Genomic DNA, 25,572 nt, shown 5'->3' with positions numbered 1-25,572 from the left:
TGTAAAACGACAAAGGCCCTCGTAGACGAGGGCCTTGGCACCGCCGGGCAACCTTCAGCGTGGCAGCTTGAGGTTGTTCCAGATTGCAAGGCTTGGTTCAGCCTGGTTCAGGGTATAGAAGTGCAACCCTGGCGCGCCACCTTGCAACAATTCTTCACACATTGTGCTGATGACCTGTTCGCCGAACGCCTGGATGCTCTTGACGTCGTCGCCATAGGCTTCCAGTTGTTTGCGCACCCAGCGTGGGATCTCGGCGCCGCAGGCGTCGGAGAAGCGCGCCAGCTTGCTGTAGTTGGTGATCGGCATGATGCCCGGCACGATGGGGATGTTCACGCCCATGGCTCGTACACGCTCGACGAAGTAGAAGTAGCTGTCGGCGTTGAAGAAGTACTGGGTGATTGCGCTGTCGGCGCCGGCGTTGGCCTTGCGCACGAAGTTCTGCAGATCGTCTTCGAAATTGCGCGCTTGTGGATGCATCTCCGGGTAAGCCGCCACTTCGATATGGAAGTGGTCGCCGGTTTCTTCACGGATGAAGCTCACCAGGTCGTTGGCGTAGCGCAACTCGCCGCTGGCCATGCCCATGCCGGACGGCAGGTCGCCACGCAATGCGACGATGCGCTTGATGCCGGCAGCCTTGTATTGAGTCAGCAGGCCGCGCAGGTCGGCCTTGCTGTCGCCCACGCACGACAAATGCGGAGCGGCGGGAACTTTGACTTGGCTTTCCAGCTGCAACACGGTGTTGATCGTGCGATCACGGGTCGAGCCGCCGGCACCGTAGGTGCAGGAGAAGAAGTCGGGGTTGTAGCTGGCCAACTGTGTGGCAGTCGCCATCAGTTTTTCATGCCCAGCATCGGTCTTGGTCGGGAAGAACTCGAAGCTGTAGCGACGGTCTTGGGACATGGTAATACCCTTTGAAACTCAGAATGCCGGAGTGTGTACACCGTCAATGTGGGAGCGGGCTTGCTCGCGAATGCGGTATGCCAGTGAAGAATAAGTTGACTGAAACACTGCATTCGCGAGCAAGTCGAATCGTCGCACCGCCGCTCCCACATAAAGCCCGCTCCCCTTTAGATAGAGAGCGGGCACAGGCTTATCAGTAGCGGTAAGCGTGCGGCTTGAACGGACCTTCGACGGTCACGCCGATGTAGTCGGCCTGGGTCTTGGTCAGTTGAGTCACCACGCCGCCGAAGCCGCGGACCATTTCCAGGGCCACTTCTTCGTCGAGCTTCTTCGGCAGTACTTCCACGGTCAGGCGCTCGGCTTTCTGGGCCGGCGACAGGTCGGCGTACTTCTGGCCGAACAGGAAGATCTGGGCCAGAACCTGGTTGGCGAACGAGCCATCCATGATACGGCTTGGGTGGCCGGTAGCGTTGCCCAGGTTAACCAGGCGGCCTTCAGCCAGCAGGATCAGGTAGTCGTCGTTCTGTGGGTCGAAATCACCTGCGCCGGTACGGTGAACCTTGTGCACCTGAGGCTTCACTTCTTCCCATGCCCAGTTCTTGCGCATGAAAGCGGTGTCGATTTCATTGTCGAAGTGACCGATGTTGCAGACCACGGCACGTTTTTTCAGGGCGGCGAGCATGTTGGCGTCGCAGACATTCACGTTACCGGTGGTGGTGACGATCAGGTCGATCTTGCCCAGCAGCGCCTTGTCGATGCTGGCGGCGGTGCCGTCGTTGACGCCGTCGATGAACGGCGAAACCACTTCAAAACCGTCCATGCAGGCTTGCATGGCGCAGATCGGGTCGACTTCGGAAACCTTGACGATCATGCCTTCCTGACGCAGGGACTGGGACGAACCCTTGCCCACGTCGCCGTAGCCGATCACCAGGGCTTGCTTGCCCGACAGCAGGTGGTCGGTGCCGCGCTTGATGGCATCGTTCAGGCTGTGACGGCAGCCGTACTTGTTGTCGTTCTTGCTCTTGGTCACCGAGTCGTTGACGTTGATGGCCGGAATTTTCAGCTCGCCCTTGGCCAGCATGTCCAGCAGGCGGTGCACGCCGGTGGTGGTTTCTTCGGTCACGCCGTGGACGCGGTCGAGGATCTGCGGGTACTTCTTGTGCAGCAGCTCGGTCAGGTCGCCGCCGTCGTCGAGGATCATGTTGGCATCCCAAGGTGCGCCATCTTTGAGGATGGTTTGCTCCAGGCACCACTCGTACTCTTCTTCGGTCTCGCCTTTCCAGGCGAACACCGGGATACCGGCGGCAGCGATTGCGGCAGCGGCCTGGTCTTGAGTCGAGAAGATGTTGCAGGAGGACCAGCGCACTTCGGCACCCAGGGCAACCAGGGTTTCGATCAGCACGGCAGTCTGGATAGTCATGTGGATGCAGCCGAGGATCTTCGCGCCTTTGAGCGGCTGCTCAGCGGCGTACTTGCGACGCAGACCCATCAGGGCAGGCATTTCGGATTCGGCGATAAAGGTTTCGCGACGGCCCCAGGCAGCGAGGGACATGTCGGCGACTTTGTAGTCGTTGAAATCTGCAGGCGTGTTGACAGCGCTCATGAAGAGCCTCCATTCGTAGTGTGCGAATGGGCGCCGTTGTGCGTTTAGTATCAGGCCAGGTGGTACCTGTCCGGACAACGCCCCATCCGAGCCTGACAGGTTGAACCTGCTGCAGCGCCCCTCGGACAGGTGGCGGGAGAACGGTATCAACCGAAGATGACCGTTTTGAAGCGGGGGCGATTATAGCCGTGTGCGCCAGACTTCCCAAGCCTTTCTGTCGGCCATATGAAGATCGCTCATGGGGTTGATAGGCAATGGCGCGTAGAGCTTGGGGCGGGCCTCTGCCATGATGTTGCCCATCATTCGGCAACACGCTTTGGAGTGAACATGAACTTCCACACCCGCAAATGGGTAAAACCCGAAGACCTCAACCCCAACGGCACCCTGTTCGGTGGCAGCCTGCTGCGCTGGATCGACGAAGAAGCGGCCATCTACGCCATTGTCCAGCTGGGCAACCAGCGCGTCGTCACCAAGTACATCTCCGAAATCAACTTCGTCAGCGCCTCGCGCCAGGGCGACATCATCGAGCTGGGTATCACCGCCACTGCGTTCGGTCGTACCTCCATCACCCTGACCTGTGAAGTGCGCAACAAGATCACCCGCAGCAGCATTCTCACCGTAGAAAAAATGGTCTTCGTCAACCTTGGTGAAGATGGCCTGCCAGCGCCTCATGGTCGCACTGAGATCAGGTACGTGAAGGACCAGTTCAAGGACGACACTCCTCCACAGTAATCGCGGGCCGGGTCGATTTGCTTTACCAAATCATTCCGGATGGACCTGTCCCAGGCTCTCGCGTCACTCAGGATGACATCCTGTAGAGAGTGGCGCGTATGAATATGAAAGTGTCCAGCCCACATGCCAGTGCTCAACCTCAGCCGCCTGACAATGCTGAAAAAAATGTAAAGACATTGCTGGTCAAAGGCATAGGCGAACGCAAGGTGAGCCTTGAGCACTCAAGCGATGGCCGGGTGGGGGTGGTTTTGTCACCGCCACCGCTCACACATCTGGTATTGAGTGGGGGAGGGGCCAAGGGCGTTGCGTTCCCAGGCATGGTCCAGGCGCTTGAAGACCACAACGTGCTGGTGGGCGTCAAAGTGATCTCCGGCTCATCCGCGGGCGCAATTTCTGCTGCGTTACTGGCCAGTGGCATGGACGGCAAAACCTTTGCACACCTGTCGAACAGCCTCAACTTGCCTGAATTGCTGAACAGCAAGACTCCTTTGATTGCAAAGCTGCAGAATGCCAGTACTGAAATTGGAAAATTGGCAGGGCGCTTGCCAGGAGCGGCTGGAAACATCGCGCAATTGTTATTCACCCTGATACCGCGCCTGCAAACCGAAGCGCAGCCCCTGGAAGACCTGATCGGCAACGAGGCGCGCAAGTTGCTGCTGGTGAAGATCGCCGGGACCCGGCGGGAAGACCGGCCTGCCGACGTCATGAAGATTGCGGACCGGCTCAGTGCAGGCAAAGGGCCGACTTTTCGCGACATTGAGGTGTTGAGTCGTCACATTCCTGCGGTCAAGCAGCTCAACATCACGGGAACCGGTCTGTTCGATGGCCGACCGCAGTTGGTGGTGTTCAATGCAAGCACCACACCGGACATGGACATTGCCCGGGCGGCTCATATATCCGGCTCTTTGCCTGGCTTGTTCAAAAGCCCGAAAGAGCAAGGCCATGCCTTTCAGGAGCACGCTGAGCAAACGGCATTTCTGGATGGTGGACTGCTGGTCAATACGCCGTCTTCTGCGGTGATTGACTCGCCTTTTCCAGAAAGCCCCCTGAGCAAGACCGAGTCGCTGATCGTCAAGTTCGAGTCTGAAAACCCGGCGCCTGCCAAGGCCGGCAGCGTGCGGAGCGGCGTGGTCGATACGATCATTGGTGTCCCGCATGCGGCTGCCGAGGGGTATCAGGAATACAAGCTCAAGGCGCAAGCGGATCAGACCGTCGTGTTACCGCTGAAGTCAAAAAAGGGTGACTTTCGTGATCTGTTGGGTGGCACGGTTAATTTCACCATGACCGGTGATCAGAAAAAGCACTTGCAAGCGTCGGCGCGTACGGCGGTAAGCGCGCACCTGGAAAAGCGTGCCGTGTTGCGTGAGCGTTACCCGTTCCCGTCATTGGACGATGCCGTGTTGGCCATGGACGATAAAATGCTGGCGAGCGTGGAGAAGGATCTGGAGAAGGAGCCCGCCGCCAAGGATGTGCTGATCTTTCGCAAAAGCGCGCAGCAAGCGATGCAGACGCTGGATGCCGCCATTACCGAGGCCAACCAGGTCAGTGACAAGCTGACGGTGACTCCCGGGCTGGCGGCGGCGTTGCGTAACCTGGATGCTTTGGCGCGTCGTCCCGAGCATGTCGACTGGCTGGGGCGGCGTCTCAATGCAGCCGGCAGGCCCAATTTTCAGCAACTCCTGCAAGTGATGAGCAGGCAGTCTCCTGGCAACGAAGTGGCGATATCGAAGGTCATGGCGAGCGCGGTTGCGCAGATGAAGAGGCATGATCTGGCGGTAAAGGCCGAAAATTACACGCGGGAAGTCAATTACCCGTCGCTCTATCGGCCAGGCCAGCGGCTGGACAACGTCGAGCTGCTGCTGCCTGTGCCCCGTTACTTGGCGGATGCCACGACGCCACAGGCGTTCAACAGCGTGCTCGACGGTATCGTCAAGCACTACAAGGCGCGCAATAAACCCTGGAACACCCCATTCAGCTCTACCACTGTGGAAGCCGCCAAGGCCTGGCGCATACCGCTTTAATCGCCAGGCCACTGAACAGCCATCGTCGGGACGTGTCGTAGCTACAGGCACCCCTCGGACTCTGGTACATCATGGCCACTCAAGCAGACGGCAAGACCCCCAACCTGTCGCAGGAAGAGCAACAGGACGTGGACAAGAACCAGCCGCCCCGCGCGGCGGTACTGCATGAAATCATCCGCACCCAGGGCGACCAGGAGCTTGAGCGCAGCGTTGCCGCCCTGTGGTGGTCGGCGCTGGCGGCCGGGTTGACCATGGGGCTGTCCCTGATGGCCATGGGGTTGCTCAACTCCCGCCTGCCGGAGGGTGAAGCCTTCAAGGTGATCGCCAGCTTCGGTTACTGCGCGGGCTTCCTCGCGGTGATTCTCGCGCGCCAGCAGTTGTTCACCGAGAACACCCTGACCGCCGTGTTGCCGGTGATGAGCAAGCCTACCCTGGGCAATGCCGGTCGCCTGTTGCGGTTATGGTCGGTGGTGCTGGTGGGTAACCTGTGCGGCACCTTGCTGGTGGCGTACGTGATGCTGCACTTGCCGATCTTCGATACCAGGACCGACATGGCCTTCCTTGAGATCGGGCGCAAGATCATGCAGAACGACCCCGGCCAGATGTTCGCCAAGGGCATCGTTTCCGGCTGGATGATCGCCACCATGGTGTGGATGATCCCGTCCATGGAGAGTGCCAAGATGTGGATCATCATTCTGATCACCTACCTCATGGCATTGGGCGACTTCACCCATATCGTCGTCGGCTCGGCGGAAGTGTCGTACCTGGTGTTTGCCGGCGAGTTGCCGTGGAAGGACTTCTGGCTGGTGTTTGCCGGGCCGACCCTGGCGGGCAATATCATTGGCGGCAGCTTTATCTTTGCACTGATCAGTCACGCACAGATTCGCAGCGAAAGCAGCCTGCCGGGCAAAAAAGCTGCGGACCCGAGGCATCCGCAGCGGATCAACAAGGATCAGTGAGTGTCAGGCGTGGCCTGGGGCTCGTCCCGGGTTACGCGCTTGACCAGCTTGCCGATGCTCAACCCCTGCAACAGGATCGACGACAGCACCACTATATAGGTGATGCTCAGCAGCAAATCGCGCTCCGGGCCCAGCGGCAGGGCCAAGGCCAGTGCCACTGAAACCCCGCCGCGCAAACCACCCCAGGTCAGGATGCGGATGGTCCCGCGTGGCACCGTGCGCCAGCGGCGCAGCAACAGAATGGCCGGGGCGACCGTCAGCAGGCGCGACAGCAGAATCGCCACGGCCAGCAGGCTGGCGGCGAACACATGCAGCCAGTTGAACGGCAACAGCAACAGCTCCATGCCGATCAGTGCAAACAGCAGGGCGTTGAGCATGTCATCGAGCAGCTCCCAGAAGCCGTCCAGATAGCGACGGGTCATGTCGTTCATCGCCAGCTTGCGCCCCAGGTTGCCGATGATCAGGCCGGCAACCACCATCGCGATCGGTGCCGAGACGTGCAACTCGGTGGCCATTGCCGAGCCGCCGATCACCAGGGCCAGGGTCAGCATCACTTCGATCTGGTGTTGCTCGATGCTTTTGATCATCAGGTAGACGAGGTAGCCGATCAGGCCGCCGAACACCACGCCGCCGATGGCCTCATGGGCAAACAGCATGGCGGTAGCGCCCACGGTTGGCGTCTCGCCTAGCTGCGCGATGCCCAACAACACGGTAAACACCACCACTGCCGTGCCGTCATTGAACAGTGACTCGCCGACGATGGTGGTTTTCAGGGGTTTGGAGGCGTTGGCGGTACGTAGCACACCCAGTACCGCAATCGGATCAGTAGGCGAGATCAGCGCGCCGAACAGCAGGCAGTAGAGGAAGCTTACATGCCAGCCAAACAAGGCAAAGATGTAATAAGCCAGGCTGCCGATCACTACGGTGGCGATCAACACGCCGAAGGTCGCCAGCAGGCCGATGGGCCAGCGGTAGCTGCGCAGGTCGTTCAGGTTGACGTGCAAGGCGCCGGCGAACAGCAGGAACGAGAGCATCCAGTTCATCAGCAAATCGCCGAAGTCGATCTGGCCGATCAACTGCTGGATACGTTCTTCCAGGCCGGGGTAGCCGATAAAACTCAGGCCTTGCAGGATCAGTGAAAACACCAGCGCCGTGACCATCACGCCGATGGTGGGTGGCAGGCCGATAAAGCGAAAGTTCACGTAGGTGAGCAGGGTGGTAAGGCAAATAAAAGCGGCGACAAGTTCAAGCATCCGGGGTCCTTGGAAGTTGGGGAGAGGGTGTTGATGGGGGATGGACCGCAATCGCGGCATGATGTTGCAGGGGTGGGGGCAAATCACCGATAGAACCTTTCCGGGCTTGGCGGTTCATAGCGGTGGGTGCGGTTTTGCAGGTTTAGTGCTAAAACTCTAATTTCTGTTTAAAACTTAAAACAAAATTAAAAAAGGAATCAGTGATGACGGTGGCCTTCTGGTGTGTGTTGATCGCAATTTTCCTGCCTTATCTGTGCACAGGCGTGGCCAAGTTCAGTGGTGGCAAGTTCGGGCCACGGCAGAACCACGACCCCCGCGCTTTCCTGGACACCCTCGAAGGGTTTGCCAAGCGGGCCCACAGTGCGCAACTCAACAGCTTTGAAGTCACGCCGGCGTTTGCGGCGGCCGTGATTATCGCGCACCTGGCCGGTACGGCCGAATTGGTGACCATCAATGTGCTGGCCGTGCTGTTTATCACCAGCCGCCTGTTGTACATCATCTGCTACCTGGCGGACTGGGCGATGCTGCGTTCGCTGGTGTGGTTTGTGGGGATGGCGTTGATTGCGAGTTTCTTCTTCGTCTCGATCTGACGGTTGAAGCAGATTCCTTGTGGGTGTGGGCTTCCCTGGTGAGCTTGCTTGTTGTGGTGAGCGAGCCTGCCCACTAGCAAGCCTGCTCACCCCACTGAACCAAGTTGGACAGACCGCTTTCAGGTCCCGGCAGGTGCATCCGGCACCTGCGGCAATGCTGCGCCCTTGGGCCACAACATCCATATCTGCCCCTGCTGTTTCATGTTGCCCGCCAATTCTCCCGCTGCCTCACCAGTGCCCCAGAACAGGTCCGCACGCACTTCGCCCGTGATCGCACCGCCGGTGTCCTGTGCGGCCACAGGCCGGGTGATTGGCGAACCATCCGGCTTGGTGGTCGACAGCCACAACAGGCTGCCCAGCGGAATCACCTTGCGATCCACAGCCACGCTGTAGCCGGCCGTCAACGGCACGTTCAGCGAACCCCGCGGGCCTTCGTTACTGTCGGGGCGGGCGCTGAAGAAGACGTAGCTGGGGTTGCTCGCCAGCAGTTCCGGGATGCGCTGCGGGTTGGCCTTGGCCCAGGCGCTGATGGTGCCCATGGTCACCTCTTCTTTCTTCAACTGACCTTGCTCCACCAACCAGCGGCCGATAGGGCGGTAGGGGTAGCCATTCTGGTCGCCATAACCGACGCGCAGTTGGCGCCCTCCGGCCAGTTGGATCCGGCCTGAGCCCTGGATTTGCAGGAATTGCAGGTCCATCGGGTCAGTCAGCCAGGCGATCGGTTTGGCCGTAGAGCCCTGACCGTTGATGGCGCTGGCATCGTCGTAAGGTTTGAGCATACGGCCTTCCAGGCGACCGCGCAGGCGCTTGCCCTTGAGTTCTGGGTAGATGCTTTCCAGGTTGACGATTATCAGGTCGTCCGGCACGCCATACACCGGCACATTGGCTTTGGCGGTTTTGGTCAGGCTGCCGGGGTAGACCGGTTCGTAGTAACCGGTGATCAAGCCGTTCGGGGTGTTGTCGGCCGAGCGCAGGCCGAACACATCCAGACGCTCCTTGAGAAACCCGCGCACGGCCACGGCATTGCCGGGCACCGTAGCGGCGGCTGCGCAGGTCGCGCCCCAGATCGGGTCGGCCTTGAGGCGCTGGCAGGCGCTGCGCCAGGATTCAAAACCGGCCAGCAGGTCGTTGTCAGACACCGCCGGCAACGCCTCCCACGGCGCACTGACATAGGTGGCGACGGCGTGGGGCTTGGAAGTTTCATCTTTGGCTGCTTCTTTGCCCGCGTCGCAGCCGGCCAGCAGCGCGATCATCGGCAGAGCCCACGCCAGGCGGCGGCTCCAGGGTTTAAAGGTGACATTCATACAAACACTTCCTGAAGCGATTGCCCGCGCTGTAACACCTTCGGGCAACCCTTATTATTAATAGGGCTATTGGTCTTTATGGGCGGGGCGAGGATACTGGCCGCCGTTTCCCGTGACCTCGAAGCCACCATGACTTTTAAACGACTGACTGTTGTACTGCTGGCCTGCCTGGCCCTGTCCGCCTGTGGCGGTGTTGATCCGAATTCGCCGCTGGGCCAGCGCAAGGCAATCTTCAAACAGATGCTCAAGACCGGCGAAGACCTGGGCGGCATGTTGCGTGGGCGCATCCCGTTCGACGGCGCTAAATTTGCCGAAGGTGCGGTCAAGCTGGACGCCTTGTCCCATGAGCCTTGGAAACATTTCCCAAGTGTGCGCGAAGAAGATCACACCAGCGCCAAGGACGATGTCTGGCAGAAACAGGCGCAATTCCAGCAACTGGCCCGCAACCTTGAAGCGGCCACCGGTGAATTGGTGATCGCCAGCCAGGTGCAGCCCTACAAGGCCAGCAACCTGGGGCCGGCGGTGCAGAAAGTCGAAGATGCCTGCAGCGCCTGCCATAAACAGTTCCGGGACCACTGACCGGTTTTACTGGTCGAGTTCTTCCACCGCGTCCTGCAGTTCCTTGCGAGATTCGGCAAGTTTGTCCTTACGCTTGTTTATCTTGTCCGCGTCACCTTTTTTCATCGCCTTGTCGAGGTCGGCCTGACGGCGGCTGACTTCGTGCTTGGCGTCGAGCACCTTGTTTTCACGTTCCTTCTTCAGGGACGCGTCGGTGCAGTTGGCGGTGACTTCACTCAGGGCTTTTTCCAGGCCGGCTTGTTGCGCGCTGTTGCCGTGGGCCTTGGCTTGTTCGATCTGGGTGCTGATGGCTTGGCGTTTGGCGGCGCAGCCGGTGAGGGGGGCGGCTTGTTCAGCGGCCAGCAACGGTGTGGTCATGAAGCTTGCGACGGTCAGCAAGGCAAAAGGGGCTAGAAATTTCATGTGGGGCTCCAAAGTCGCAATCTGATGGCGGGGGCAGCGGGGTTCAAAACCCGTCTATCCCCGCCATGTGTAATGTTTCAGCCAAGGCCTGTACGTGCGGGTCGCGAAAAAAAGCGCTCAGTTGCGCTGCGCGGCCCGGGCCGATGCCATCAATGTTCAGCCAGGCCTGGGTGTCTCTGGCGACCAGTGTCTGCCAGTCGCCCTCCAGGTTATTACGTGCCGCAGGCGGTACACCCAGGGCCTTGAGCCATTGTGCAAAGGGCCGCTGCCGAGCGCTGTGAAGGCTTTCGAGCACGCGTTCGCGGCTGCGATCACCGAAGCCATCAATGTTAGCAAGCTCTGCCGCGTCCAGGGTTAACCAATCGAGAAAGCCTGCGATTAGACCGGCCTGGATCAATACGTTCCAGGTCTCGCGACCTATGTGTGGCAACGCGAGGCCCTGGTTACCGCTGAGCCAGGTAAGGCGTGCCAGTAATTGTTCCTCGCAATCGGGGTCCAGTTGCCAGCAGCTCATCGCATGGAATTTGCCAGGGTTGGGCACAGGCAGATCCACCCTGGTGGTACTGCGCAGAATGACCGCGTCCAACCGAGGAATCACCTGGCCCGCGAGGCTGATGGAGACCTGGTCGCCAGGTCGGATGTCCAACGCTTGCCAGCGCGCGAATGAGCCGACACTTACCCGGCTGATGTTCCGGTCGTCCAAGCGTACCGGCTCCAGTTCCAGCATGGGAGTGATGCGTCCGGTGCGCCCGATCTTGAACTGCACGTTGCGCACCAGTGCCAGGGCTCTGGCCGCCGGGTACTTCCATGCAGTCGCCCAATACGGCGCAACGACCTGCCAACGTTCGGCGGGTGCGCGCTGCGCCTGGTGCAGCACCACGCCATCGCTGGCGAACGGCAGTGGATGGTTATACCAATAGGTGCGCCAATGCGCGGCTTCGGTGATGTTTCGAATGGGATGGCTGTAGCGTCGGCTATCGGTGAAGCCCCAGCGCTCCAGTGTGGCCAGGCGCTCGCTAAACGCTGCCGGCCCTTTCGGCCAAGCCCAGACGAACAGGCCAATGCCTGCGGCGTCGGTGTCGCTCAATTGTTTGCGGTTCATCAACCCGGCCACCTTGCTGCGAGCATTGAGCCCGCCGGTTGCCGACTGCACATGGTCGTCGAGGCGCCAATAAAGTTCACCGTGCAGCAGCAGGTCGATGCGCTCGGGCAACTGCTGGACTATGCCGGGGATTTTGTGCGCGGAGGCAGACCAGTCGTGGCCCTTTGCTCCATCGCCGCGGCTGATGACTTGGCTCAGGCGCCCCTTGCGATACACCAGGGTCACCGCCACACCGTCCACCTTCGGTTGAATCCAGACATCCTCGCGGGTGGCCAGCCAGGCAGCGACTGCCTGTTCATCCAGCAGTTTCTCCAGGCCGGTATGGGCAACGGGATGCGGCCGGGTACCGCGTGCACTCGCCAGTGGGTTATCGGGCGTCAAAGTGGCGTTGGGGAAGCACTGGCGCCAGTGGGCCAGGCGCAGGCGGGCCTGGTCGTAGAGTTCATCGCTCACAGGGGATTGGCCTAGCCGGTGGTAGCTGTCATCCCACTGGCGCAGTTGTTCGGCCAGGGTGCTGACCTGGGCCCGAGCATCGTCGGGGCACTCTTCAGCCCACAGGCTGAACGGTAAAATACTGAGTAAAAGGGCCATCAGTAGACGCATCATGAGCATCCTTGCTCGAAAAGGGTGCCCAGCCTAATGGAACTCTGCGGCCACAAAAAAGCCCCGGCAGTGCGGGGCTTTTTACCGGGTGTTTCTGTTTACTTGAACAGGCCGCCCAGGGCTTTCACCGCGTCAGGTTTATCGGCCTTGGCTTCCTGTGTTTGCTGCTTGGCATCGGCTTTGGCCTGCGCTTCGGAAAGTTTGTCACAGCCTTTGTTGATCTGGTCTTGCGCGGCTTTGAAGGCCTTCACTTTCAAGGTGTCCTTCTGGGCTTCGGCTGCATCGATCTTGGTTTGCAGGTCTGCGGCTTGCTTCTGGCAGTCGCCGGAATTGCCGCCACCGAGCTGCGAGCTCAGGGCGCCGCTCAGCGCGCTCAGGTCGGCGGCGTGGGCCGGCAGGGCGAACAGGCTGAGCAGAAGGGCGGCTGGGGCGAGCGTGGAGATGCGCATGAAAAACCTCAATGTTCGATTGCCTGCACGCTTGGGACTCCCGGGCTGGCGCAGGGCAATATCCAAATAAGGTGAGAGGCCCGAGAGGGCGCGGATTCTAGAGGGCCATCATTGGGCCTGCAAGCATTGGATCCAAAAAATGTGAGGGGCGTCGCGCAACGTGCGGTGCAATAAAAAGCCCCGCCGGGCGAACCCGGCGGGGCTTTTGTGCACCTTGAGCGGTTACAGGCCGGCGGCGGTACGCAGGTCGTTGGCGCGGTCGGTTTTTTCCCAGGTGAAGGTGGTGAAGGTGTCGTCGCCGACAGTCTTCTGCGCAGGTGTACGACCGAAGTGGCCGTACGCTGCGGTTTCCTGGTACATCGGGTGCAGCAGGTCGAGCATGGTGGTGATCGCGTAAGGGCGCAGGTCGAAGATCTCGCGCACCAATTTGACGATCTTGTCGTCGCTGATCTTGCCGGTGCCGAAGGTATTCAGCGAGATCGACGTAGGCTGGGCCACGCCGATAGCGTAGGAAACCTGGATCTCGCAACGCTCAGCCAGGCCAGCCGCGACGATATTCTTCGCCACGTAACGACCCGCGTAGGCTGCCGAACGGTCAACCTTGGACGGGTCTTTACCCGAGAACGCGCCGCCGCCGTGACGGGCCATGCCGCCGTAGCTGTCGACGATGATCTTGCGACCGGTCAGGCCGCAGTCGCCCACCGGGCCACCGATGATGAACTGGCCTGTCGGGTTGATGTGGAACTGGGTGTCCTTGCTCAGCAGTTCGGCCGGCAGCACGTGCTTGACGATCAGCTCCATCACGCCTTCGCGCAGGTCGGCGTAGGACACGTCAGGGTTGTGCTGGGTCGACAGTACAACCGCGTCGATACCCACGACTTTGCCGCCTTCATAACGGCAAGTCACCTGGGACTTGGCGTCCGGGCGCAGCCACGGCAGCAGGCCGGATTTGCGGGCTTCTGCCTGACGCTGCACAAGCTGGTGCGAGAAGGTGATCGGTGCTGGCATCAGCACGTCGGTTTCGTTGCTGGCGTAGCCGAACATCAGGCCCTGGTCGCCAGCGCCCTGGTCTTCTGGCTTGGCGCGGTCGACACCCTGGTTGATGTCCGGGGACTGCTTGCCGATGATGTTCATCACGCCGCAGGTCGCGCCGTCGAAGCCGACGTCGGAGCTGGTGTAGCCGATGTCGGTGATCACGTCACGAACGATCTGCTCCAGGTCAACCCAGGCGGTGGTCGTCACTTCGCCAGCGATGATCGCTACGCCGGTTTTCACCAGAGTCTCGCACGCCACACGGGCGAACTTGTCTTCAGCAATGATGGCGTCCAGCACCGCATCAGAAATCTGGTCGGCGATTTTGTCCGGATGCCCTTCAGACACGGACTCGGAGGTGAAAAGGGAGTATTCGCTCATCTCGATGTTTTCCTGATATTTACCGATGGTGAGTGTCGCCAGCCGGCCGCTGAAAATGGCGGACCTGGATCTGGAAACCATTGCGTAAACCTACATAGAGGCTATCCCCGGGAACGAGTCCCGCAGCGGTGGCCCAACGGGCCAGATCATCCTGTTCAAAACCCAACCAGAGATCACCGCAGGCCTCCCTGGCCCAATTTTGGTTGTGGCTGCATAAATCCGTAACCAGCAGGCTACCGCCGGGGTGCAGCAGCCCGGCCATTTGCTTGAGGGCCTCGGCGGGGGCGGCGAAATGGTGCAAGACCATATTCAGCACCACGCAGTCGGCCTTGATTGTTGTGCTGCTCAGTGCGTCGGCCAGTTGCAGGCGGACATTGCCCAGCGACTCGCGCTCGCAGAGCTGGCGTGCCTGGTCGAGCATCGCCGGGCTGTTGTCCAGTGCCGTGACCTGGTGAAAGCGCCGCGCCAGTTCCGGCAGGAAACCGCCATCGCCCGGGCCGACTTCCAGCGCCGTAGCCTCGTCACTGAAGCTCAGCTTGTCCAGCAGCGCCAGTACGCTGTCGCGGTATTGAGCCAGGCCTGCGATCAGGTCCTGCTGGGCACGAAACTTCTCTGCTACCCGCGCGAAAAAGTCCTGGCTGGCGGCGGCGCGCTGCCCGTGGACCTGGCCGATGCGCGATTGCACGTCGACCGGCAGGCTCAGGCTGTCCACTTCTTCGAGCAGCGCGGCGTGCAGCTTGCCGCCCAGCAGCTCGGTGTGGGGCAGGGCGCGCCGATAGAAAATCGCATTGCCTTCACGGCGGGTCGCCACCAGCTCGGCCTGGGCCAATACCTTCAGGTGGTGGCTCATGCCGGACTGACCGATGGCGAAGATCTGCGCCAACTCAAGCACGCCAAAGGAATCGTTGGCCAGTGCGCGCAACACGTTCAGACGAAACGGGTCGCCAGCGGCCTTGCACAAGGCTGCCAGTTCATCGCCGTCGTCGGGACGCAGTGAGGGCATGGGTAGATTCATAAGGCCAGCAGTCTAGTGACGGGTGGGTATCCCTGCAAGGCCAATATCAAAAAGTTTTGATATTGGTCGATAAGTGGCGGTTATAAGCGGCCGCTATAACCTTTAGACGAACCGGTTAAAGGTTTCTGCAAGCGATTGGTGCCCAAAGCACAGGAAAAACACCCTCAAGTGACTATCTGTCATTGCCCGCAGGCGGTGGCTGAGGGAAAATGCCGGTCCTTTTTTCCGTTTCTTTTATATTCAAACCTCAGGAGATCAGCGATGCCCAGCCGTCGTGAGCGTGCCAACGCCATTCGTGCCCTCAGCATGGATGCCGTGCAAAAAGCCAACAGCGGCCATCCCGGTGCCCCGATGGGCATGGCGGATATCGCCGAGGTACTTTGGCGTGACTACCTGAAACACAACCCGAGCAACCCGTCGTTCGCCGACCGTGACCGCTTCGTGCTGTCCAACGGCCATGGCTCGATGCTGATCTATTCGCTGCTGCACCTGACCGGCTACGACGTCACCATCGACGACCTCAAGAGCTTCCGCCAACTGCACAGTCGCACCCCGGGCCACCCGGAATTCGGCTACACCCCAGGCGTCGAGACCACCACCGGTCCCCTGGGCCAAGGCCTGGCCAACGCTGTTGGCTTCGCGCTGGCTGAAAAAGTCCTGGGCGCGCAGTTCAACCGCCCTGGCCACGACATCGTCGACCACCACACTTACGTGTTCCTGGGTGATGGCTGCATGATGGAAGGCATTTCCCATGAAGTCGCTTCCCTGGCCGGCACCCTGGGCCTGGGCAAGCTGATCGCCTTCTACGACGACAACGGCATCTCAATCGATGGCGAAGTCGAAGGCTGGTTCACCGACGACACCCCGAAGCGTTTCGAAGCCTACAACTGGCAGGTGATCCGCAACGTCGACGGTCACGATCCGGAAGAGATCAAGACCGCTATCGACACCGCTCGCAAGAGCACGCAGCCGACCCTTATCTGCTGCAAGACCACCATCGGCTTCGGTTCGCCGAACAAGCAAGGCAAAGAAGACTGCCACGGCGCCCCGCTGGGTGACGCGGAAATCGCCCTGACCCGTGAAGCCTTGAAGTGGAACCACGGCCCATTCGAAATCCCGGCCGACATCTACGCCGAATGGGATGCCAAGGAAAAAGGCCTGGCCACCGAAGCCGAGTGGGACCAGCGTTTTGCGGCCTACTCTGCCGAATTCCCTGAGCTGGCCAACGAGCTGGTACGTCGCCTGGCCGGTGACCTGCCTGCCGACTTCTCGGAAAAAGCCTCGGCCTACATCGCCGAAGTCGCGGCCAAGGGCGAGACCATCGCCAGCCGTAAAGCCAGCCAGAACACCCTGAACGCCTTCGGCCCGTTGCTGCCAGAGTTCCTCGGCGGTTCGGCTGATCTGGCCGGTTCCAACCTGACCCTGTGGAAAGGCTGCAAAGGTGTCTCGGCTGAAGACGCCAGCGGCAACTACATGTACTACGGCGTCCGTGAGTTCGGCATGAGCGCCATCATGAACGGCGTGTCCTTGCACGGCGGCCTGGTGCCTTACGGCGCGACCTTCCTGATGTTCATGGAATACGCGCGCAACGCCGTACGCATGGCTGCGCTGATGAAGAAGCGCGTGATCCACGTGTACACCCACGACTCCATCGGCCTGGGCGAAGACGGCCCGACGCACCAGCCGGTGGAGCAACTGACCAGCCTGCGCACCACGCCGAACCTGGATTGCTGGCGCCCAGCCGACGCGGTGGAGTCCGCCGTGGCCTGGAAGCACGCCATCGAGCGCAAGGACGGCCCTTCGGCGCTGATCTTCTCGCGTCAGAACCTGCAACACCAGGTACGTACCGACGCACAGATCGCCGACATCAGCCGTGGCGGCTACGTGCTCAAGGACTGCATCGGCGAGCCGGAGCTGATCCTGATCTCCACCGGTTCCGAAGTGGGCCTGACCGTGCAGGCGTACGACAAGCTGACCGCCCAAGGCCGCAACGTGCGTGTGGTGTCGATGCCGTGCACCAGCGTGTTTGAAGCCCAGGACGCCGGCTACAAGCAGTCGGTATTGCCGTTGCAGGTCAGCGCGCGTATCGCCATCGAAGCGGCTCACGCCGACTACTGGTACAAGTACGTGGGCCTGGAAGGCCGCGTGATCGGCATGACCACCTACGGTGAGTCGGCGCCGGCGCCAGCGTTGTTCGAAGAGTTCGGTTTCACCCTGGAAAACATCCTGGGCCAGGCTGAAGAGCTGCTGGAAGACTAAGTCAGTCTGCGTTGTCTGTACTGGCGCCATCGCGGGCAAGCCCGCTCCTACATTTGGATCGCGGTCTAATGTGGGAGCGGGCTTGCCCGCGATAGCGATGGTGCTTTCAACACCGAACTCACCTTGATCGAGAACCCCATGCCTCAACCGCGTCCCTACAAAGTTGCACTCAACGGCTACGGCCGCATTGGTCGTTGCGTCTTGCGTGCTCTGTTCGAGCGAGGGGCGGCGGCCGGGTTTGAAATTGTTGCGATCAACGATCTGGCCGACATGGCTAGCATTGAATACCTGACACGCTTTGACTCCACCCACGGCCGGTTCCCCGGCGAAGTGCGGGTCGAGGGCGACTGTCTGCATATTAATGGCGCTTGCGTGCAGGTCTTGCGCAGTGCCACCCCCGAAGGCATCGACTGGAAGGCATTGGGCGTCGACCTGGTGCTGGAATGTTCCGGTGTCTACCACACCCGTGCCGATGGCCAGCGTTTCCTCGACGCCGGCGCACCGCGTGTGCTGTTTTCCCAGCCGATGGCCAGCGAGGCAGATGTCGACGCCACCATCGTCTACGGTATCAACCAGGATTGCCTGACCGGCAATGAACTGCTGGTGTCCAACGCCTCCTGCACCACCAACTGCAGCGTGCCGCTGTTGCGTCTGCTGGATCAGGCGATCGGCCTGGACTATGTGTCGATCACCACGATTCACTCGGCGATGAACGACCAGCCGGTAATCGACGCCTACCACCACGAAGACCTGCGCCGTACGCGTTCGGCGTTCCAGTCAGTGATTCCGGTGTCCACCGGCCTGGCCCGGGGCATCGAGCGACTGTTGCCGGAACTTGCCGGGCGAATCCAGGCCAAAGCCGTACGGGTGCCGACGGTGAACGTGTCCTGCCTGGACATCACCATGCAGACCGTCAGTGATACTGATGCGACGGAGGTCAACCGCATCCTGCGCGACGCCGCCACCAGCGGCCCGCTCAAAGGCTTGCTGGCCTACACCGAGTTGCCCCACGCCAGCTGCGATTTCAACCATGACCCGCATTCGGCGATTGTCGATGCCAGCCAGACCCGCGTTTCCGGCCCGAGGCTGGTGAACATCCTGGCCTGGTTCGACAACGAATGGGGTTTTGCCAACCGAATGCTGGATGTTGCGGAACATTATCTGCACATCGCCTCTAAACAACCTCATCAACAGTAATTCAGGAACTGCGACCCATGACCGTGTTGAAGATGTCCGACCTCGATCTGCAAGGTAAGCGCGTACTGATCCGCGAAGACCTCAACGTCCCAGTCAAGGACGGTGTTGTCACCAGCGATGCGCGAATCCTGGCCTCGCTGCCGACCATCAAGCTGGCCCTGGAAAAAGGCGCGGCCGTGATGGTCTGCTCCCACCTGGGTCGCCCGACCGAAGGCGAGTTCTCTGCCGAAAACAGCCTCAAGCCTGTAGCCGACTACCTGAGTAAGGCTTTGGGCCGCGACGTGCCACTGGTGGCTGACTACCTCGGTGGTGTGGACGTGAAGGCCGGCGACATCGTGCTGTTCGAGAACGTGCGCTTCAACAAAGGCGAGAAAAAGAACAGCGACGAACTGGCCCAGCAATATGCGGCGCTGTGCGACGTGTTCGTGATGGACGCATTCGGCACGGCTCACCGCGCTGAGGGTTCGACCCACGGCGTGGCCAAGTTCGCCAAGGTCGCGGCTGCTGGCCCACTGCTGGCGGCTGAACTGGACGCACTGGGCAAGGCCCTGGGCGCGCCGGCGCAGCCGATGGCTGCCATCGTGGCTGGCTCCAAGGTGTCGACCAAGCTGGACGTGCTCAACAGCCTGAGCCAGATCTGCAACCAGCTGATCGTCGGCGGCGGCATTGCCAACACCTTCCTGGCGGCTGCCGGTCACCCGGTGGGCAAGTCCCTGTATGAGCCGGACCTGCTCGACACCGCACGTGCCATCGCCGCCAAAGTCAGCGTGCCGCTGCCGGTGGACGTGGTAGTGGCCAAGGAATTCGCCGAGAGCGCCGAAGCCACCGTCAAGCTGATCGCTGACGTGGCCGCCGACGACATGATCCTGGATATCGGCCCGCAAACCGCGGCCAACTTTGCAGAACTGCTGAAAGCCTCCCAGACCATCCTGTGGAACGGCCCGGTCGGCGTGTTCGAATTCGATCAGTTCGGCAACGGCACCAAAGTGCTGGCCAAGGCCATCGCCGAAAGCTCGGCGTTCTCCATCGCCGGCGGCGGCGACACCCTGGCGGCTATCGATAAATATGGCGTTGCTGACCAGATCTCCTACATTTCTACCGGTGGCGGTGCGTTCCTCGAGTTCGTCGAAGGCAAGGTACTGCCAGCCGTTGAAGTGCTGGAAACCCGAGCCAAAGGCTGAGGCTCGTGATCCGGAAAAGGAGTATTCCCATGATCAAGTCGTTGGCATTGGTGATCGCAGCGGGCCTGTTGGCCGGCTGCGGCAGCACGCCGAACGCGAAGTCTGCGGCAGATGAACCTGCCCCCGGGCAGAAAAAGAGCTGCTACCAGGCCGACTGGCAAGCCGAGACCATGCCGGTGATCAACAAGCGCATCGGCAACGAACGGCTGGAGAAATACGACTCCGCGCCCAACGGTCAGGAACAGGGTTGCCCTTGACGGGTCTGATCAACTAACCGACAGCAGCGGCGGCTTTGGTCGCCCTGTGAGGATTGGCAATGAAAGGCGTTTTCGCCCTGGCAGCCCTGGCCTTGTTGGCCGGCTGCAGCAGCATGGACATGTTCAACAGCAAGGCCGAAACGGCCGACAAGTGGACCACTTGGACCTGCGACAGCAAGGCCGAGGTTAACTGGCGCTTTGCCAACCAGGCTAAATCCGAGGTGGATGTACGCCTCGGCGGTTCTGATCAGGTCTACCGCCTGAAACAGGAGGTTGCCGCCTCGGGCGTGCTGTATGCCAACGACCAATTGGCGTTTCACACAAAAGGTGAGGAAGGCCTGGTTTACTGGGTCGCCACCGATGATTTGATCGGGCGCGGCTGCAAAGCGCAGTAAGACCACGATCTCACGACAAATGAGGTCCAAATGTGGAAGGGGGCTTGCCCCCGATAGCAGTCTGTCAGTGATGAATCTTTTGACTGATCCACCGCGATCGGGGGCAAGCTCCCTCCCACATTAGATTCGGTTCCAAATTGGGTTCTGAGTCAGCAATAACGATTCAGCAAGTCAGGCATGCAAACCCTGACCGGCAATAACTTGAATAGCAGCCGCCGCTACGGCAGGCTTGCACGATTAACGACCCTCGACCGGGAGAGACAACACAATGGCACTTATCAGCATGCGTCAAATGCTGGACCACGCAGCCGAGTTCGGCTACGGCGTCCCAGCCTTTAACGTCAACAACCTTGAGCAGATGCGCGCCATCATGGAAGCCGCTGACAAGACCGACTCCCCCGTGATCGTCCAGGCTTCGGCCGGTGCCCGCAAATACGCCGGCGCGCCGTTCCTGCGTCACTTGATCCTCGCCGCGATCGAAGAATTCCCGCACATCCCGGTGTGCATGCACCAGGACCACGGCACCAGCCCTGACGTGTGCCAGCGTTCCATCCAACTGGGCTTCAGCTCGGTGATGATGGACGGCTCCCTAGGCGAAGACGGCAAGACCCCGACCGACTACGAGTACAACGTACGCGTCACCCAGCAAACCGTCGCCATGGCCCACGCCTGTGGTGTTTCGGTTGAAGGCGAACTGGGCTGCCTGGGCTCCCTGGAAACCGGCATGGCCGGCGAAGAAGACGGCATCGGTGCCGAAGGCGTACTGGATCACAGCCAGATGCTGACCGACCCGGAAGAAGCCGCCGACTTCGTGAAAAAGACCCAAGTCGACGCCTTGGCCATCGCCATCGGCACCAGCCACGGCGCCTACAAGTTCACCAAGCCGCCTACCGGCGACGTGCTGGCCATCGACCGCATCAAGGAAATCCACAAGCGCATCCCCAACACCCACCTGGTGATGCACGGTTCTTCCTCGGTGCCGCAAGAATGGCTGGCGATCATCAACCAGTACGGCGGCGACATCAAAGAAACCTACGGCGTACCGGTTGAAGAAATCGTCGAAGGCATCAAATACGGCGTGCGCAAGGTCAACATCGACACCGACCTGCGCCTGGCGTCCACCGGTGCGATGCGTCGCCTGATGGCCACCAACCCGAGCGAATTCGACCCACGTAAATTCTTCGGCGCCACCGTGACCGCGATGCGTGATGTGTGCATTGCACGTTATGAAGCCTTTGGTACTGCCGGCAATGCTTCGAAGATCAAGCCGATCTCGTTGGAAGCGATGTATCAGCGGTATTTGAAAGGTGAGTTGAACGCTAAGGTGAATTGAACGAAAGTGTTCACCACGCGCGGCAGTCAAATCGTGTGAAAACGCTGCCTACGCTTGTATAAGATAATAAATGCCCCGCTTGCCGGGGCATTTTTTTGTTAGCCATAAAGGGGTGAGATGATATAGGGGGTATGTAATGTGATGTTTTTATTATGACCAAGTGCCGTTCCAAGTTATAAGTTTTCGTGGTATTTGCGCGTACCTGACGCCAGCGTTCCAAAGCCATCCGCCACACGCATGGCAGAGGTCGGATATAGCTCCCGTGCTGCCGTTACCCAGATAGACAGTAAATGGTAGGCTGGCGCCAGTCGTAGTGATGGTGACGGCAGCATAATATATGATGGGCCCGATAGGGTTTATAGCTTGACCGTTAGCGTATCCCACAGCTTGGGTGTCCGGTATGAATGTGCTGTTAAGAATAAATCGTTGATCCCAAGGAATAGTGAAGGTTACTGGGGTTGGAATGGCATTGCTGGTGGGCCTTGCATGTGTCCATGTATTGGGACTAGGGACCGCTGGCGGAAGAGGGTATCTAAATATTTGGCCTGAGCTGTTCGGTGTTCCAGGTGGTCTGAGGCTTGGCGACTCCCATGGACCTGATATGAATTGTACGGTGGGGGTTGTCATGTTGTTCACCAGTTAAAGTTAATAAGCGGGAAGGGTGCTTCGCTTATATTGTCAGTCGTTGATGAGGGTAATACACCTGTTAAACTTGACAGGTCTATAGAGTTTTAGGTTATTACGGTTATTCAAATTTAATTTGGTTTTATGTTTTTTGATATTAAAGTGCGTGATGCTTATTTCGTTGTGGGCGGATACGGCCCTAGTTCATTGAGCCGTATTGGGAAAGAGTACCCTACATTTTCACTTCAATCGTTCAATGCCCGGCATTGACTTGAATGCGAAGCCAGAAAAAAACCTAGTCGTGATCAATATCCAACTTCGCAAACGTCACCTTCGCCCCCTCTTTGCTGTCCCCACTATTGTCCTGCACATACGCCCCCGCCTTGAAATACAACGGCTTGGCGCCCCACGCCGCGCCAATGCGTTCATTCCACTCGCCATCCGCGGCATACACACTGAGTAGCCCGGCCTTATTCAGGTTGATCACATAGGTAAAGCTCTTCTCCAGCGGCACATTCGACGCGACGATCACCACCCGCCCTTCATCTTCATCCGGGCGCATGCGCACCTTGGCGACGATATTGCCGGTCTGGGTCTTTTCCTTGAACTGATATTCCAGCTTGATCAGCGGTTTCTGGCTGTCATAGGCGTGGATCTGCCCGATCACGATTTTGCCGGAGGACGGCACTTGGTTGACGGCCAGGGTGGCACGCAGGAAGTTGTCCGCATCCGGATAGGTCCAGTTGCGCAGGCGCCCATCGGCGTAGGTCTCGCGCAGTTCGCTGCGCGGGTAAATGGCGTTCTCGGTACGGGTGCCGGTGACCGGGGTCCAGAATTGGACGTTGCTGCCTTCGGCCTGGAAATATTGGTCGTTGAAGCCGCTCATCAGTCTTGGGGTTTCGATGGTCGCGGGCGGAGAGCCGACAGGGATGCTGAGGTTCCAGGTGGATAGGTCGATCATGGCGTAGGCCTTTTTACAGAGGGGTGTAGGCTATGGCCCTTGGGCCAGACAGGTTCTTTATAGGTGGTGTTAACCGTCTTGTTAAATCATTGCTGGCGATTTATTGGCGCCAAAGGAATGCCAAAAAGCCATGTTTCCCATGGTTCGTGGCTTGTAGCGGTTGACCGTTAGTCGGCTTCCTGAACTTTGGCGCAATGATGGCACTGAGGTTACTTCTGCTTTTTCAGAACCGGGGCTAGAGTGAGGCCTCAGTGTTTGTCCGGGTTTTCTGTCAGAAATGACCGGAGTAGTCCTAAGGAAGAGACGTAGCATGGAATGCGCTCCACACCACGGCGATGGTCGTTCGGTTCTACTTGTGGTCGATGACTACCCGGAAAACCTGCTCAGCATGCGTGCGCTGTTACAGCGTGAAGACTGGCATGTGGTGACCGCCGCGTCCGGTGTGGAAGCCCTCGAATTGTTGCTCAAACACGAAGTCGACCTGGTGCTGCTGGACGTGAAGATGCCCGGCATGGATGGCTTTGAGGTGGCGCGCCTGATGCGCGGCAGCCAGCGCACGCGCATGACACCGATCATTTTCCTCACCGCCCATGCCCAGTCACCCGCCGCAGTGCTCGAAGGTTATGCCAATGGCGCCATCGACTACCTGTTCAAACCGTTCGACCCGCATATCCTCAAACCCAAGGTCCAGGCGTTGCTGGAGCATCAGCGCAATCGCCGGGCCTTGCAGCGCCTGAGTCATGAGCTGGAGTCCGCACGGGCGTTCAATGCCTCGGTGTTGGACAACGCCGCCGAAGGCATCCTGGTGGTGGGCGAGGGCAGTGTGATCGAGTATGCCAACCCGGCCATTTCACGGCTGCTGAACGCCACCCTGGCCGAATTGCGAGGCGAGAGTTTCCTGAGCTTCCTGCAAAAACCCCATGTGCCGGCCTGGCTGGGGTTCGAGATGCTCCTCGCCTACCGCCAGGGCCAGACCTGGCGCTTGCACGATGCGATCCTGCGCACCAGCCGCGGTCAGCAGGTGCCGGTGGCGTTGTCGTGTGCGCCGCTGCCGGCCGAACAGAAGGCTATGGTGGTGACCGTGCTGGACATGTCCGAAGTGCGTCACCTGCATCAACAATTGGAGTTCCAGGCGGTCACCGACCCGCTGACCGGACTATTGAACCGGCGCGGGTTTTATCAGGCGGCGGAAAACAATTTGCTGCGCAGCGAGCGTAACGAGCAGTCTCTGGTGCTGCTGTACCTGGACCTTGATGGCTTCAAGCGGGTCAATGATTCCCTCGGCCATGACGCCGGCGACCGTGTGCTGCGCTGGGTGTCGGAGCAGTTGCAGGGCTGCCTGCGTTCCTATGACATTCTGGGGCGCATGGGCGGCGATGAGTTCACCGCGCTGCTGGAGCTGGAGTTCCCCGAGCAGGCGGCGAAAATTGCAGAGAAACTGATCGAACGGGTGTCTATCTGCCAGCAGGTTGACGGTTTGGATGTGATGCTCGGTGTCAGTATCGGTATCGCTACCTTTCCGGATTGCGGCTCGGACGTTAACGGTCTGTTGCGCGCGGCAGACATCGCCATGTACGAAGCCAAGCGCGCAGGCCGTCAGCAATATCGCTATTACGACCAGGAAATGAATGGCCGCGCCCGTTCGCGCCTGATGCTGGAAGACAGCGTGCGCACGGCGATTCAAAACAAGGAGTTCACCCTGGTGTACCAGCCGCAGGTTGCGTTGGCGGATGGGCGTGTGCGTGGCGTAGAAGCCCTGTTGCGCTGGCAGCACCCGAGTGTCGGCGATGTGCCGCCCGGTCTGTTTCTGCCGTTGCTGGAGGAAGCCCGGCTGATCAGTCAACTGAGCACCTGGATTTACCAACAAGTCGGCGCCCAGCTCCAGGCCTGGCACGCCGGCTTCGATGATGAACTGGTGCTGAGCGTGAGCCTGAGCAGCAACCAGTTCAACATGCCCAACCTGGCCAGCCAGCTGCAGCAGGTGCTCGAACGACATGGGTTGCAGGGGCGACAATTGGAGGTGGAGATCAGTGAAGACTGCCTGATGAGCAACCTTGAAGAGTCGATCAAGCAGCTCAAGTTGCTGCGCCAGATCGGCGTGCGCACCGCCCTGGATGACTTTGGCCTGGGCAACTGTTCCCTGGCGCATCTGCGCGACCTGGCCTTCGACACCCTCAAGCTCGACCCGCAATTGGTCGCTCGCCTGCCAGGCTCAGCGCGGGATGAGGTGATGGCGCGCAGCATTATCGAGCTGTGCGGGCATTTTGATGTAGTGGTGGTGGCTGAGGGGGTGGAAACCCAGGAGCAGGCCCAATGGCTGAAGGCCAATGGCTGCCCTTTCATTCAGGGGCCGATGGCGGCGCAGCCGTTGGTGGCTGAGGAAGTGGCACACTGGTGCCACGCTCGGCTGCGCTGAATTCGTTACACTGGCGTCTATCCG

Annotated in this window: 22 protein-coding genes and 1 riboswitch; of the genes, 12 read left to right on the top strand and 10 right to left on the bottom strand. The window is 60.0% G+C overall.

The window, feature by feature from the left end; translation table 11 throughout:
• Positions 1-54: 54 nt before the first annotated feature.
• Both metF and ahcY read right to left on the bottom strand, forming a co-directional pair.
• On the bottom strand, positions 55-900 hold the full coding sequence (gene metF / locus ACZ445_RS28130) for a methylenetetrahydrofolate reductase [NAD(P)H] (RefSeq protein WP_071494443.1): 846 nt from the start codon (positions 898-900) through the stop codon (positions 55-57).
• A 193-nt stretch (positions 901-1,093) separates the two neighbouring features.
• Positions 1,094-2,503: an adenosylhomocysteinase gene (gene ahcY, locus ACZ445_RS28125; protein WP_058426595.1), complete on the bottom strand. Its 1,410-nt coding sequence runs from the start codon at positions 2,501-2,503 to the stop codon at positions 1,094-1,096.
• Positions 2,504-2,524: 21 nt separating this feature from the next.
• Positions 2,525-2,632, bottom strand: a riboswitch (S-adenosyl-L-homocysteine riboswitch).
• Between the two features lie 198 nt (positions 2,633-2,830).
• Here ahcY and ACZ445_RS28120 point away from each other — a divergent pair.
• The 3 genes from ACZ445_RS28120 to ACZ445_RS28110 all read left to right on the top strand — a co-directional run bounded on the left by ACZ445_RS28120 (position 2,831) and on the right by ACZ445_RS28110 (position 6,215).
• Positions 2,831-3,235: an acyl-CoA thioesterase gene (locus ACZ445_RS28120; RefSeq protein ID WP_058426596.1), complete on the top strand. Its 405-nt coding sequence runs from the start codon at positions 2,831-2,833 to the stop codon at positions 3,233-3,235.
• Between the two features lie 104 nt (positions 3,236-3,339).
• Positions 3,340-5,256 carry a patatin-like phospholipase family protein gene (locus ACZ445_RS28115; RefSeq protein ID WP_058426695.1) on the top strand — a complete coding sequence of 639 codons (1,917 nt, stop codon included), beginning with the start codon at positions 3,340-3,342 and terminating at the stop codon, positions 5,254-5,256.
• Positions 5,257-5,327: 71 nt separating this feature from the next.
• Complete coding sequence (locus tag ACZ445_RS28110) at positions 5,328-6,215, top strand: formate/nitrite transporter family protein (protein WP_058426597.1); 888 nt, start codon at positions 5,328-5,330, stop codon at positions 6,213-6,215.
• On the opposite strand, the gene ACZ445_RS28105 is transcribed toward ACZ445_RS28110, so the two are convergent.
• The gene (locus ACZ445_RS28105) at positions 6,209-7,468 is read right to left on the bottom strand and encodes a cation:proton antiporter (protein WP_464704546.1); all 1,260 of its coding nucleotides are present in this window, start codon (positions 7,466-7,468) and stop codon (positions 6,209-6,211) included. The two genes, ACZ445_RS28110 and ACZ445_RS28105, sit on opposite strands and share 7 nt — an antisense overlap.
• Positions 7,469-7,671: 203 nt before the next feature.
• Here ACZ445_RS28105 and ACZ445_RS28100 point away from each other — a divergent pair, with 203 nt between their 5' ends.
• Positions 7,672-8,058, top strand: a complete 387-nt coding sequence (locus tag ACZ445_RS28100; RefSeq protein ID WP_010207167.1) for an MAPEG family protein — start codon at positions 7,672-7,674, stop codon at positions 8,056-8,058.
• Between the two features lie 119 nt (positions 8,059-8,177).
• On the opposite strand, the gene mltA is transcribed toward ACZ445_RS28100, so the two are convergent.
• Complete coding sequence (mltA, locus tag ACZ445_RS28095) at positions 8,178-9,362, bottom strand: murein transglycosylase A (RefSeq protein WP_179029524.1); 1,185 nt, start codon at positions 9,360-9,362, stop codon at positions 8,178-8,180.
• Between the two features lie 129 nt (positions 9,363-9,491).
• Between mltA and ACZ445_RS28090 the strand changes: the two genes are divergently transcribed.
• Complete coding sequence (locus ACZ445_RS28090; protein WP_179029525.1) at positions 9,492-9,941, top strand: c-type cytochrome; 450 nt, start codon at positions 9,492-9,494, stop codon at positions 9,939-9,941.
• A 6-nt stretch (positions 9,942-9,947) separates the two neighbouring features.
• Here the strand turns inward: ACZ445_RS28090 and ACZ445_RS28085 are convergent, their stop codons facing one another.
• From ACZ445_RS28085 to ACZ445_RS28065, 5 genes are all read right to left on the bottom strand, one after another.
• Positions 9,948-10,343 (bottom strand): DUF1090 domain-containing protein, encoded by a 396-nt coding sequence (locus tag ACZ445_RS28085; RefSeq protein ID WP_071490333.1) that lies wholly within the window; start codon positions 10,341-10,343, stop codon positions 9,948-9,950.
• Positions 10,344-10,386: 43 nt separating this feature from the next.
• On the bottom strand, positions 10,387-12,051 hold the full coding sequence (gene ligB / locus ACZ445_RS28080; protein ID WP_464707803.1) for an NAD-dependent DNA ligase LigB: 1,665 nt from the start codon (positions 12,049-12,051) through the stop codon (positions 10,387-10,389).
• A gap of 95 nt (positions 12,052-12,146) precedes the next feature.
• Positions 12,147-12,497 carry a DUF1090 family protein gene (locus tag ACZ445_RS28075; protein WP_058426603.1) on the bottom strand — a complete coding sequence of 117 codons (351 nt, stop codon included), beginning with the start codon at positions 12,495-12,497 and terminating at the stop codon, positions 12,147-12,149.
• Between the two features lie 222 nt (positions 12,498-12,719).
• The gene (metK, locus tag ACZ445_RS28070; RefSeq protein WP_028618258.1) at positions 12,720-13,910 is read right to left on the bottom strand and encodes a methionine adenosyltransferase; all 1,191 of its coding nucleotides are present in this window, start codon (positions 13,908-13,910) and stop codon (positions 12,720-12,722) included.
• Positions 13,911-13,929: 19 nt separating this feature from the next.
• Positions 13,930-14,925 carry an ArsR/SmtB family transcription factor gene (locus tag ACZ445_RS28065; protein ID WP_058426605.1) on the bottom strand — a complete coding sequence of 332 codons (996 nt, stop codon included), beginning with the start codon at positions 14,923-14,925 and terminating at the stop codon, positions 13,930-13,932.
• Positions 14,926-15,186: 261 nt separating this feature from the next.
• Here ACZ445_RS28065 and tkt point away from each other — a divergent pair, with 261 nt between their 5' ends.
• From tkt to fba, 6 genes are all read left to right on the top strand, one after another.
• Positions 15,187-17,184: a transketolase gene (tkt, locus tag ACZ445_RS28060; RefSeq protein WP_058426606.1), complete on the top strand. Its 1,998-nt coding sequence runs from the start codon at positions 15,187-15,189 to the stop codon at positions 17,182-17,184.
• Positions 17,185-17,322: 138 nt separating this feature from the next.
• Complete coding sequence (epd, locus tag ACZ445_RS28055; RefSeq protein WP_058426607.1) at positions 17,323-18,381, top strand: erythrose-4-phosphate dehydrogenase; 1,059 nt, start codon at positions 17,323-17,325, stop codon at positions 18,379-18,381.
• Positions 18,382-18,398: 17 nt separating this feature from the next.
• A complete protein-coding gene (locus ACZ445_RS28050; protein WP_058426608.1) occupies positions 18,399-19,562 on the top strand; it encodes a phosphoglycerate kinase in 1,164 nt (387 codons plus the stop codon).
• 29 nt (positions 19,563-19,591) lie between these two features.
• Positions 19,592-19,819 (top strand): hypothetical protein, encoded by a 228-nt coding sequence (locus ACZ445_RS28045; protein WP_058426609.1) that lies wholly within the window; start codon positions 19,592-19,594, stop codon positions 19,817-19,819.
• Positions 19,820-19,878: 59 nt separating this feature from the next.
• The gene (locus ACZ445_RS28040; RefSeq protein WP_058426610.1) at positions 19,879-20,214 is read left to right on the top strand and encodes an MliC family protein; all 336 of its coding nucleotides are present in this window, start codon (positions 19,879-19,881) and stop codon (positions 20,212-20,214) included.
• 268 nt (positions 20,215-20,482) lie between these two features.
• Positions 20,483-21,547, top strand: a complete 1,065-nt coding sequence (gene fba / locus ACZ445_RS28035; protein WP_003177554.1) for a class II fructose-bisphosphate aldolase — start codon at positions 20,483-20,485, stop codon at positions 21,545-21,547.
• A 919-nt stretch (positions 21,548-22,466) separates the two neighbouring features.
• Here the strand turns inward: fba and ACZ445_RS28030 are convergent.
• The gene (locus tag ACZ445_RS28030; RefSeq protein ID WP_058426611.1) at positions 22,467-23,132 is read right to left on the bottom strand and encodes a polysaccharide lyase family 7 protein; all 666 of its coding nucleotides are present in this window, start codon (positions 23,130-23,132) and stop codon (positions 22,467-22,469) included.
• Positions 23,133-23,442: 310 nt separating this feature from the next.
• On the opposite strand from ACZ445_RS28030, the gene ACZ445_RS28025 reads away from it, so the two are divergent.
• The gene (locus ACZ445_RS28025; RefSeq protein ID WP_058426612.1) at positions 23,443-25,548 is read left to right on the top strand and encodes a putative bifunctional diguanylate cyclase/phosphodiesterase; all 2,106 of its coding nucleotides are present in this window, start codon (positions 23,443-23,445) and stop codon (positions 25,546-25,548) included.
• Positions 25,549-25,572 lie beyond the last annotated feature (24 nt).

The sequence above is a fragment of the Pseudomonas allii genome, from assembly GCF_055380095.1.
The sequence above is the reverse complement of the archived record's forward strand: the minus strand, read 5'-3'. Positions and strand labels throughout refer to the sequence as shown.